The organism is Streptomyces sp. NPDC002994 (assembly GCF_040611155.1).
Classification (GTDB): Bacteria; Actinomycetota; Actinomycetes; order Streptomycetales; family Streptomycetaceae; genus Streptomyces.
Map to the genome: position 1 here is coordinate 71,473 of NZ_JBEXNQ010000023.1, position 10,791 is coordinate 82,263.

General features: G+C 70.1%; 7 protein-coding genes. 6 read left to right on the forward strand and 1 reads right to left on the reverse strand.

What is annotated here, in order from left to right; translation table 11 throughout:
• The first annotated feature begins 4 nt into the window (after nucleotides 1-4).
• The 6 genes from ABZX79_RS27555 to cobI all read left to right on the forward strand — a co-directional run bounded on the left by ABZX79_RS27555 (nucleotide 5) and on the right by cobI (nucleotide 10,036).
• On the forward strand, nucleotides 5-1,513 hold the full coding sequence (locus tag ABZX79_RS27555; RefSeq protein WP_355263304.1) for a cobyric acid synthase: 1,509 nt from the start codon (nucleotides 5-7) through the stop codon (nucleotides 1,511-1,513).
• Nucleotides 1,510-5,178, forward strand: coding sequence for a cobaltochelatase subunit CobN (gene cobN, locus ABZX79_RS27560; RefSeq protein ID WP_355263167.1), 3,669 nt, complete (start codon nucleotides 1,510-1,512; stop codon nucleotides 5,176-5,178). Before ABZX79_RS27555 ends, cobN begins: the two co-directional genes overlap by 4 nt.
• A 127-nt stretch (nucleotides 5,179-5,305) precedes the next feature.
• Nucleotides 5,306-7,318, forward strand: coding sequence for a putative cobaltochelatase (locus ABZX79_RS27565; RefSeq protein WP_355263170.1), 2,013 nt, complete (start codon nucleotides 5,306-5,308; stop codon nucleotides 7,316-7,318).
• A complete protein-coding gene (gene cobO, locus ABZX79_RS27570; RefSeq protein WP_355263173.1) occupies nucleotides 7,318-7,917 on the forward strand; it encodes a cob(I)yrinic acid a,c-diamide adenosyltransferase in 600 nt (199 codons plus the stop codon). The genes ABZX79_RS27565 and cobO overlap by 1 nt, the downstream gene beginning before the upstream one ends.
• On the forward strand, nucleotides 7,911-9,284 hold the full coding sequence (locus ABZX79_RS27575; RefSeq protein ID WP_355263176.1) for a cobyrinate a,c-diamide synthase: 1,374 nt from the start codon (nucleotides 7,911-7,913) through the stop codon (nucleotides 9,282-9,284). The genes cobO and ABZX79_RS27575 overlap by 7 nt, the downstream gene beginning before the upstream one ends.
• Nucleotides 9,285-9,298: 14 nt before the next feature.
• Entirely contained in the window at nucleotides 9,299-10,036 is a 738-nt protein-coding gene (gene cobI / locus ABZX79_RS27580; RefSeq protein WP_355263307.1) for a precorrin-2 C(20)-methyltransferase, read from the forward strand.
• Between the two features lie 5 nt (nucleotides 10,037-10,041).
• On the opposite strand, the gene ABZX79_RS27585 is transcribed toward cobI, so the two are convergent.
• Nucleotides 10,042-10,767, reverse strand: coding sequence for a ZIP family metal transporter (locus tag ABZX79_RS27585; RefSeq protein ID WP_355263179.1), 726 nt, complete (start codon nucleotides 10,765-10,767; stop codon nucleotides 10,042-10,044).
• Nucleotides 10,768-10,791 lie beyond the last annotated feature (24 nt).

Consider the following 10,791-nt stretch of genomic DNA (forward strand, 5'->3'; position numbering starts at 1 on the left):
TTCATTGGGGGGCGGCCTGCTCGTCGCGGGGACCACGTCCGACGCGGGCAAGAGCGTCGTGACGGCCGGGATCTGCCGGTGGCTCGTACGCAAGGGTGTGAAGGTCGCGCCGTTCAAGGCGCAGAACATGTCGCTCAATTCGTTCGTTACGCGCGAAGGCGCGGAAATCGGGCGGGCGCAGGCCATGCAGGCGCAGGCGGCGCGCGTGGAGCCGACGGCGCTCATGAATCCCGTACTGCTCAAGCCCGGCAGTGACCGCAGCAGCCAGGTGGTGCTGATGGGCAAGCCGGTGGGCGAGATGAGTGCCCGCGGCTACCACGGGGGGCGGCAGGAAGCGTTGCTCGGGACCGTGACGGACTGTCTGCGGCAGTTGCGGGGCACGTATGACGCCGTGATCTGCGAGGGGGCGGGCAGTCCGGCCGAGATCAATTTGCGGCGTACCGACATCGTGAACATGGGCATCGCGCGAGCGGCCCGGTTCCCGGTGATCGTCGTCGGCGACATCGACCGGGGCGGGGTCTTCGCTTCGTTCTTCGGAACGACGGCGCTGCTGAGCCGGGAGGACCAGGAGTTGGTCGCCGGGTATCTGGTCAACAAGTTCCGGGGTGATGTGTCGCTCCTTGAGCCCGGACTCGACATGCTGGAGGGGCTGACGGGGCGGCGTACGTACGGCGTGCTGCCCTTCGCGCACGGTCTCGGCATCGACGAGGAGGACGGGCTGCGGGTCTCGATGCGGGGAGCCGTACGGGAGTCCGTGGTCGCGCCGCCGGTCGGGGACGACGTACTGCGGGTGGCCGTGTGCGCTGTGCCGCTCATGTCGAACTTCACGGACGTCGACGCGCTCGCCGCCGAACCGGGGGTTGTTGTCCGTTTCGTGGACCGGGCCGAGGAGCTGGTCGACGCCGATCTCGTCATCGTGCCGGGGACGCGCGGGACCGTGAAGGCCCTGGAGTGGCTGCGCGAGCGCGGGCTGGCGGACGCGCTGGCGCGGCGGGCGGCACAAGGCCGTCCCGTCCTGGGCATTTGTGGCGGCTTCCAGCTGCTGGGTGAACGCATCCAGGACGACGTCGAGTCGAAGGCGGGGGCGGTCGACGGGCTGGGGCTGCTGCCGGTGCGCGTGCGGTTCGCGGTCGAGAAGACGCTGGCGCGGCCGGTCGGCAGCGCGCTGGGTGAGCCCGTCGAGGGGTACGAGATCCATCACGGGGTCGCCGAGGTGCTGGGGGGCGAGGCGTTCCTGGACGGGTGCCGGGTCGGGTCGGTCTGGGGCACCCACTGGCACGGGTCGCTCGAGAGCGACGCGTTCCGGCGCGCCCTTTTGCGCGAGGTCGCGGCTGCGGCGGGGCGCCGCTTCGTACCGGCACCGGACACCTCCTTCGAGGCGCTGCGCGAGGAGCAGCTCGACCGCCTCGGTGACCTCATCGAAGAACACGCGGATACGGATGCGCTGCTGCGGCTCATTGAGTCGGGCGCGCCGTCAGGACTTCCCTTCATCGCACCTGGAGCGCCCGCATGAGCACTGAGCACGCTGAGAACACTGTGCTGTTGTTGTCCACCGCCGATACGGATCTGCTGGCGGCCCGCGCCTGTGGCGCCCCGTACCGGATCGGTAACCCGACCCGTATCGACGCGGCCGCGGAACTGCCCGCGCTGATCGAGGGCGCGTCGGTCGCCGTCGTGCGGCTGCTCGGCGGCAAGCGCGCCTGGGAGGACGGGCTCGCCGTCCTGAAGGCCTCGGGAATACCGACCGTCCTGCTGGGCGGCGAGACCGTGCCCGACGCGGAGCTGATGGCCGAGTCTTCGGTGCCGGCGGGTGTGGTCGCGGAGGCGTTGCGCTATCTCGTCGAGGGCGGTCCCGGGAACCTCGTCGAACTGGCTCGCTTCCTGTCCGACACCGTGCTGCTCACGGGTGTCGGTTTCGCCGAGCCGCAGAAGATGCCCGAATGGGGCGTGCACGGGTCGCGTAAGTACGACGATCGCCGTCCTACCGTCGGCGTGCTCTTCTACCGCGCCCACGAGCTTTCCGGGAACACCTCCTTCGTCGACGTACTGTGCGACCAGATCGAGGCGCAGGGCGCCAACGCCCTTCCCGTCTTCTGCGGTTCGCTGCGCAGCGCCGAGGCTGAGCTCTACCAGGAGCTCGGCAAGGCCGACGCGCTGATCGCGACGGTCCTCGCGGCGGGCGGCACGCGCGCCAGTGACGCGTCGGCGGGCGGTGACGACGAGGCGTGGGACATCGGTGCGCTCGCGGACCTCGACGTACCGGTGCTGCAAGGGCTGTGTCTTACGTCGTCGCGCGCTGCCTGGGACGCGTCCGATGCGGCGCTTTCGCCGATGGACGCGGCGATGCAGGTCGCCATTCCTGAGTTCGACGGCCGGCTCATCACCGTTCCGTTCTCCTTCAAGGAGCAGGGTGAGGGTGACGTTCCCGTGTACGTCGCCGATCCCGAGCGTGCCGCGCGGGTCGCCGGTATCGCCGTACGGCACGCCAGGCTGGCCCACAAGCCGAACAAGGACAAGCGCCTCGCCCTCGTCTTCACGGCGTACCCGACGAAGCACTCGCGGGTGGGCAACGCGGTGGGGCTTGATACGCCGGCTTCCGCGATCCGGGTGCTCGACGCGCTGCGCGACGCGGGGTACGCGGTGGAGGGCCACCCCGACAACGGCGACGAGCTGATCCACCGGCTCATCAACGCCGGTGGGCATGATGTGGAATGGCTGACCGAGGAGCAGCTCGCGTCGGCGCCCGCGCGCGTGCCGCTCGCCGACTACCAGGCGTGGTTCGACAAGCTGGAGCCCGGGCTCAGGGACGGGATGCTGGAGCACTGGGGCGAGGCGCCCGGGCAGCTGTACGTCGACGGTGACGAGATCGTGCTGGCGTCGCTGCAGTTCGGGAACGTCGTCGTGATGATCCAGCCGCCGCGCGGCTTCGGCGAGAACCCGATCGCGATCTACCACGACCCCGACATGCCGCCGTCGCACCACTACATGGCGGCGTACCGCTGGCTGGAAAATTCGTTCGGTGCCGATGCGATCGTGCACATGGGCAAGCACGGGACCATGGAGTGGCTGCCGGGGAAGGGGCTTGGTCTCTCGGCGGGGTGTGGGCCCGACGCCGTGCTGGGCGAGCTGCCACTGATCTACCCGTTCATCGTCAACGACCCGGGCGAGGGTACGCAGGCCAAGCGGCGCGGGCACGCGACGGTGGTCGATCACCTGGTGCCGCCGATGGCGCGTGCGGACACGTACGGGGATCTGGCGAAGCTTGAGCAGCTGCTGGACGAGTACGCGCTGGTGAGCGACCTCGACCCGGCAAAGGCGCCTGCGGTGCGGGCGCAGATCTGGACGCTCGTGACGGCGGCGCAGCTGCACCATGACCTGCATCTGGACGAGCAGCCGACCGATGACGACTTCGATGAATTCGTCATGCACATCGACGGCTACCTGTGCGAGATCAAGGACGTTCAGATCCGGGACGGCCTGCACATCCTGGGCGGCGGTCCGGAGGCCGAGGCCCGGGTCAATCTGGTGCTGGCCGTGCTGCGGGCCTCCCAGGTGTGGGGCGGGAAGGCCAACGCGCTGCCGGGGCTGCGGGCGTGCCTCGCGGAGCACTTCGGGCTGGTCGAGAAGGAGCTGCTGGGCGAGCCGGGTGCGCCGGTGAAGGTGGCGGACGGGCTTACGGCGCTGGTGGAGGGTCCGGCGCGTACGGGCGCTGACGCGGTGGACTTGCTGGAGCAGCTGTGCCGACGGCTCGCCGAGGGCATGGAGGAGCGGCGCTGGGACGCGAGGGAAGCGGCCGGGCTGGTCGGTGAAGTGCTGGGCGTCGAGCTTCCGGACGCTGTGGCTGTGCTGCGGTTCGCGTGCGAGGAAGTCGTGCCGAGGCTTGCGCGTACGACTGATGAGATCAGCAACATCCTGCATGCGCTGGACGGTGGCTATGTGCCGGCGGGGCCGTCGGGGTCGCCGACGCGTGGCTTGGTGAATGTGCTGCCTACCGGGCGCAACTTCTATTCGGTGGACCCGAAGGCGATTCCGTCGCGGCTTTCGTGGGAGGTCGGGCAGGCGCTGGCCGACTCGTTGGTGGCGCGGTATCTGACGGATACGGGTGACTATCCGAAGTCCGTGGGACTCACGGTGTGGGGTACGTCGGCTATGCGTACCCAGGGCGACGACATCGCGGAGATCCTGGCACTGCTGGGCTGCCGGCCGCTGTGGGACGACGCTTCGCGGCGGGTCACGGGGTTCGAGATCGTGCCGCTGGATGAGCTGGGGCGGCCGCGTATTGACGTGACGGTACGGATCTCCGGGTTCTTCCGGGATGCGTTCCCGCATGTGGTGGGGCTCATTGATGACGCGGTGCGGGCTGTCGCGGAGTTGGACGAGCCGGGTGACAGGAATTTCGTGCGGGCGCACGCGGACGCGGACACCGCCGAGCACGGTGACCGGCGGCGGGCTACGGCTCGTATCTTCGGCTCGAAGCCTGGGGCTTACGGCGCTGGGCTGTTGCCGCTGATCGATGCGCGGAACTGGCGCAGCGATGCGGATCTGGCCGAGGTGTACGCGGTGTGGGGCGGTTACGCGTATGGGCGGGGGCTTGAGGGGAAGGCCGCGCGCGGGGACATGGAGACGGCGTTCCGGCGGATCGCTGTGGCCGCGAAGAATGTCGATACGCGGGAACACGATCTCGTCGATGCGGACGACTACTTCCAGTACCACGGCGGCATGGTCGCCATGGTGCGGCATCTGACGGGTGCGTCGCCCGAGGCGTACGTGGGTGACAGTGCGACGCCCGACCAGGTGAAGACCCGGACGCTGGGCGAGGAGACGCACCGGGTGTTCCGGGCGCGCGTGGTCAATCCGCGATGGATGGCGGCGATGCGTCGGCACGGGTACAAGGGTGCCTTTGAGATGGCCGCCACCGTGGATTACCTCTTTGGGTACGACGCGACTGCGGGGGTCGTCGACGACTGGATGTACGAGAAGCTCAGCTCCGAGTACGTCTTCGATCCGGAGAACCGGGACTTCATGAAGAAGTCCAATCCTTGGGCGCTGCGGGGCATTACGGAGCGGCTGCTGGAGGCGGCTGAGCGGGGGCTTTGGGCGGAGCCGGAGGCGGAGACGCTGGAGCGGCTTCGGGCGACGTATCTGGAGCTTGAGGGCGACCTGGAGGGGGACGCGTGAGGGCGCCTGCGGCGGGCTTTCCCCGACCCGCCCCTTCCCGAAGCTGGAGGCTTTGCCCCCAGACCCCCAGTCCTCAAACGCCGGACGGGCTGGATAGGGCTGCGGTTCGCACAACAAAGGAGGCTTCGTGAGTACCCCTTACCCCTTCACCGCCATCGTCGGAATGGACGACCTGCGGCTCGGGCTGCTGCTCAACGCCGTCTCGCCGGCCGTCGGCGGTGTGCTCGTTCGTGGTGAGAAGGGGACCGCGAAGAGCACCGCCGTGCGTGCGCTTTCGGCGCTGTTGCCTGAGGTGGCGGTAGTCGCCGGGTGCCGGTTCTCCTGTGACCCCGGCTCGCCCGACCCCGCGTGTCCCGACGGGCCGCACGAGGTCGCGGGCGGTGTGTCGCGGGCCGCGCGGATGGTGGAGCTGCCGGTCGGGGCGTCCGAGGACCGGCTTGTCGGTGCGCTCGACATCGAGCGGGCGCTGGCCGAGGGCGTAAAGGCATTCGAGCCCGGGCTGCTGGCCGACGCTCATCGCGGGATTCTTTACGTCGATGAAGTGAATCTGCTGCATGACCACTTGGTGGACCTGCTGCTGGACGCCGCCGCCATGGGCGCGTCGTACGTCGAGCGCGAAGGCGTGTCCGTGCGGCACGCCGCGCGGTTCCTGCTCGTCGGCACCATGAACCCCGAAGAGGGCGAGCTGCGGCCGCAGTTGCTCGACCGGTTCGGGCTCACCGTGGAGGTGGCCGCCTCCCGGGAGACCGATCAGCGGGTGGAGGTCGTACGGCGCAGGCTCGCGTACGACGACGACCCTGCCGCCTTCGCCGCGCAGTGGGCCGGCGAAGAGGCCGCGCTGCGCGCGCGGATCGTGGCCGCGCGGTCGCTGTTGCCCGAAGTACGGCTTGGGGACGGTGCGTTGCGGCAGATCGCCGCCACCTGCGCGGCCTTCGAGGTCGACGGGATGCGGGCGGACATCGTGATGGCACGGACTGCTACCGCTCTGGCCGCCTGGGCGGGGCGCAGCGACGTACTCGCTGAAGATGTACGGCAGGCCGCGCTGCTCGCGCTTCCGCACCGGCGCCGTCGCAACCCGTTCGACGCTCCGGGGCTGGACGAGGACAAGCTCGACGACACGCTGGAGCAGAACAGCGGGTCCGATGATGAGGATCCTGATCCTGATCCGGACGGGCCTGGTGGGGGTGGGCAGCCGCCGCAGGGTGATGGCGACGGGTCGTCCGACTCGCCGGACCAGCCCGGTGAGGCGGAGCCCGAGGCCGGTGAGGGGCAGCAGGCTCCCGCCGGGTCCGGTGGCGAGCAGGCGGCGGCCAGGTCCGGTGAGCCGTTCCGTACGAAGATGCTGAGCGTGCCCGGGCTTGGGGAGGGGGCGGCCGGGCGTCGGTCCCGTGCGCGTACCGAGCACGGTCGTACGACCGGGGCCCGCCGGCCGCAGGGGGCGCTCACCAAGCTGCACCTCGCCGCCACCGTGCAGGCCGCCGCGCCCCATCAGCGGGCGCGGGGCCGCAGTGGGCGTGGGCTGGTGGTGCGGCGGGACGATCTGCGGCAGGCGACGCGGGAGGGGCGCGAGGGCAACCTCGTGCTGTTCGTCGTGGACGCGTCCGGGTCGATGGCCGCGCGGCAGCGCATGAGCGCGGTGAAGGGGGCTGTGCTGTCGCTGCTGCTCGATGCGTATCAGCGGCGGGACAAGGTCGGGCTGGTGACCTTTCGGGGGAAGGACGCGGAGCTTGTGCTTCCGCCCACGTCCTCCGTGGACGCGGCCGCCACTCGGCTGGAGACGCTGCCCACGGGTGGGCGTACGCCGCTGTCCGCCGGGCTGTTGAAGGCGCATGACGTGCTGCGGGTGGAGAAGATGCGGGATCCTTCGCGGCGGCCGCTGCTCGTGGTCGTGACCGACGGTCGGGCCACGGGTGGGCCCGAGCCGGTGGCGCTCGCGGCGCGGGCGGCGCGGCTGCACGAGGTGGAGGGTGTCGCCTCGGTGGTCGTGGACTGCGAGTCCGGTCCGGTGCGGCTCGGGCTGGCTGGGGAGCTGGCGCGGGACCTGGGCGGTACGGCCGTCACGCTCGATGAGCTGCGGGCCGACAGCATCGCCGGGCTCGTCAAGGACGTACAGGGAATCAACAGCAGGAGGGCAGCCTGATGCCGCAGGGACAGCCGAGCGTCGTACCGGAGGACGGTCTCACCACGCGCCAGCGGCGCAACCGGCCGCTTGTTGTGGTGCATACGGGGATCGGGAAGGGCAAGTCGACCGCGGCCTTCGGGCTCGCGCTGCGGGCCTGGAATCAGGGGTGGCCGATTGGGGTGTTCCAGTTCGTCAAGTCGGCGAAGTGGAAGGTCGGCGAGGAGAACGCGCTGAAGGTGCTGGGCGCCAGCGGCGAGGGCGGTTCGGTCGCCTGGCACAAGATGGGCGAGGGCTGGTCCTGGGTGCAGCGCGACGCTCAGCTCGACAACGAGGCGGCGGCGCGCGAGGGGTGGGAGCAGGTCAAGCGGGATCTGGCCGCCGAGACGTACAAGCTCTACGTGCTGGACGAGTTTGCCTATCCCATGCACTGGGGGTGGGTGGATGTCGATGAGGTCGTGCAGGTGCTTCGGGACCGGCCGGGGACTCAGCATGTGGTGATTACTGGGCGTAACGCTCCGGAGAAGTTGGTTGAGGTTGCTGACCTGGTGACTGAGATGTCCAAGATCAAGCATCCGATGGACGCGGGTCAGAAGGGGCAACGGGGCATCGAGTGGTAGCACGTGTCGTCATTGCCGCGCCGTCGTCGGGGAGTGGGAAGACCACCGTCGCGACCGGGCTGATGGCTGCCTTCACGGCGGCCGGGCTCGCTGTTTCGCCGCACAAGGTGGGGCCGGATTACATCGATCCCGGGTATCACTCGCTGGCCACCGGGCGGGCTGGGCGGAATCTGGATGCGTATTTGTGCGGTCCGGAGTTGATCGCGCCGCTGTTCGCGCACGGGGCGGCCGGGTGTGACCTCGCCGTCGTCGAGGGCGTGATGGGGATGTACGACGGAGCTTCCGGGCAGGGGGAGCTAGCCTCTACGGCGCAGGTGGCGAAGCTGCTGCGGGCGCCGGTTCTGTTGGTGGTGGATGCGTCTTCGCAGTCGCGGTCCGTGGCGGCTTTGGTGCATGGGTTCGCGTCCTGGGATCCGGAGGTGCGGATCGGGGGCGTGATTCTGAACAAGGTGGGGTCCGCGCGGCACGAGGAGTTGCTGCGGGAGGCGCTGGATGCGTCTGGGGTGCCGGTGTTGGGGGCGTTGCGGCGGGAGCGGCAGGTGCGGACGCCTTCTCGGCACTTGGGGCTTGTGCCGGTCGCCGAGCGGCGGGGCGAGGCGGTTGACGCGGTGGCGGCGTTGGCTGAGCAGGTGCGGGTGGGGTGTGATCTGGAGGCGGTGCTCGCTCTTGCTCGGAGTGCGCCGGAGCTTGGCGTGGGGGCGTGGGATCCGGTGCGGGCGGTCGCCTGCGGCGAGCCTGCCGGTCCTCAAACGCCGGACGGGCTGGGTAGGCCAGTGGTGGCTGTCGCTTCTGGGGCCGCGTTTACGTTCTCGTACGCCGAGCACTCCGAGTTGCTCGTCGCCGCCGGTGCCGACGTCGTGCCGTTCGATCCGCTCCGGGACGAAGGGCTGCCCGAGGGGACCCGTGGGCTCGTCATCGGTGGTGGGTTCCCTGAGGTGTACGCACCGGAGCTTTCCGGTAATGAGCCGTTGCGCAAGGCCGTTGCCGAGCTCGCGTTGTCCGGGGCGCCCGTTGCCGCCGAGTGTGCCGGGCTGCTCTATCTCTCGCGGTCACTCGACGGGCAGCCCATGTGCGGGGTGCTCGACGCCGAGGCCCGGATGTCGGAGCGGCTGACGCTCGGGTATCGCGAAGCCGTTGCGGTGTCGATGAGTTCGCTTGCCGCCGTCGGGACCCGGCTGCGCGGGCACGAGTTTCACCGGACGGTGATCGAGCCCGGGGCGGGTGCGGCTCCCGCGTGGGGGATGCATCTGCCGGAGCGGCGGGTCGAAGGGTTCGTACAACAGGGTGTGCATGCGAGTTATCTGCATACCCACTGGGCTGCCGAGCCAGGCATGGCCATGAGATTTGTCGAGAGGTGTGCGGGATGAGCGGGACGAGCGGCATGATCACAAAACTGACCGGTGTCGGCGTCGGGCCCGGGGATCCTGAGCTGGTGACCGTGAAGGGCGTCAATGCCCTGCGGGACGCCGCCGTTGTGGTCGTTCCCGTGATGGACAGTGGCGAGCGCGGGCGCGCCGAGGCGACCGTCCTGCATTACGTCGACGCGGCAAAGGTCGTACGGGTCGTCTTCGCGCTCAACGAGCGTGAGGACCGGGCGCGGCGCGAAGCCGCCTGGGACGCGGCCGGGGCGCGGGTCGCCGAACTGCTGCGGGAGCGCGGGTCGGTGGCGTTCGCGACGATCGGTGATCCCAACGTCTACTCGACGTTTACCTATCTCGCGCAGACGATCACGGAGCTGGTGCCGGGGACCGACGTGGTGACCGTGCCGGGGATCACCGCCATGCAGGATCTGGCCGCCCGCAGCGGGGCCGTACTGACGGAAGGGACCGAGCCGCTCACGCTCGTGCCCGTGACCGCCGGGGCCGCTGTGCTCAAGGAGGCCCTGGAGGGCCCCGGGACCGTCGTGGCGTACAAGTTCGGGCGGCTGGCGGGCGAGGTGGCGACCGCGCTGCGCGAGACGGGGCGTACCGAGGACGCGGTGTGGGGGTCGGCGCTCGGGCTGCCCGAGGAATCGATTCGGCCCGCCGCTGAGCTGGAGGAGGAGGGCGTGTCGCTGCCGTACCTCTCCACGCTCATCGCTCCCGCGCGGCGCGACGGCGGTCGCGGGGGCAAGTTGTGAGCCGCTCAGTGCGCGATGCCCACCACCAGCCAGATGAAGGCCACTCCCGTGACCGTGCACAGCAGCGTGGAGCGGGCGGGGTGTTCGTGGTGGGCCTCGGGCAGGATTTCGGCGGCCGCGAGGTAGAGCAGCGCGCCGCCGAAGAAGCCCAGGTAGGTGCCGAGAAGTTCCTCAGGAAGGGTGAACAGGAGAGTGGAGGCCGCGCCCGCCACCGGGGCCAGCGCGTCCGCGACCAGCATCGCCACGGCCTTTCGGCGCGCGTTCCCGTACACGCTCGTGAGCGTGTACGTGTTGAATCCGTCGGCGAAGTCGTGGGTGACGACGGCGAGCGCGACAGTCGTGCCCATGCCCTCGCCGACCTGGAAGGCCGCGCCGATCGCGATGCCGTCCATCAGGCTGTGGCCGACCATCGCGCCCGCCGCCGTCAGCCCCACCTGCGGGACGCGTTCCGCGCTCGCAGCGCCGTGCGCCGCCTGGCGTCCGGCGAGCAGGCGCTCCACCAGGTGGGCCACCAGGAAGCCGCCGACGAAGAGCAGAAGTGCCTGCGGTACGCCGAACACTTCGCCGCCCGCGGCCTCCAGTGCCTCCGGCAGCAGGTCCAGGCCGACGACGCCCAGCATCAGTCCGCCGGCCAGGCCCAGCACCAGGTGGCGGCGGTCGGTGACGCGCAGCGCCACCCAGCCACCGAAAAGCGTCATGAGGAACGCGCCGAGCGCGACGAAGACCGCCATGTGCTCTTGCTAGTCGATTGACCC

Bases quoted from the DNA above. Each gene is read 5' to 3' on its own strand.
- cobO (WP_355263173.1), top strand. From the start codon at position 7,318: ATGCCGCAGGGACAGCCGAGCGTCGTACCGGAGGACGGTCTCACCACG.
- cobN (WP_355263167.1), top strand. From the start codon at position 1,510: ATGAGCACTGAGCACGCTGAGAACACTGTGCTGTTGTTGTCCACCGCC.
- ABZX79_RS27585 (WP_355263179.1), bottom strand. From the start codon at position 10,767: ATGGCGGTCTTCGTCGCGCTCGGCGCGTTCCTCATGACGCTTTTCGGT.
- cobI (WP_355263307.1), top strand. From the start codon at position 9,299: ATGATCACAAAACTGACCGGTGTCGGCGTCGGGCCCGGGGATCCTGAG.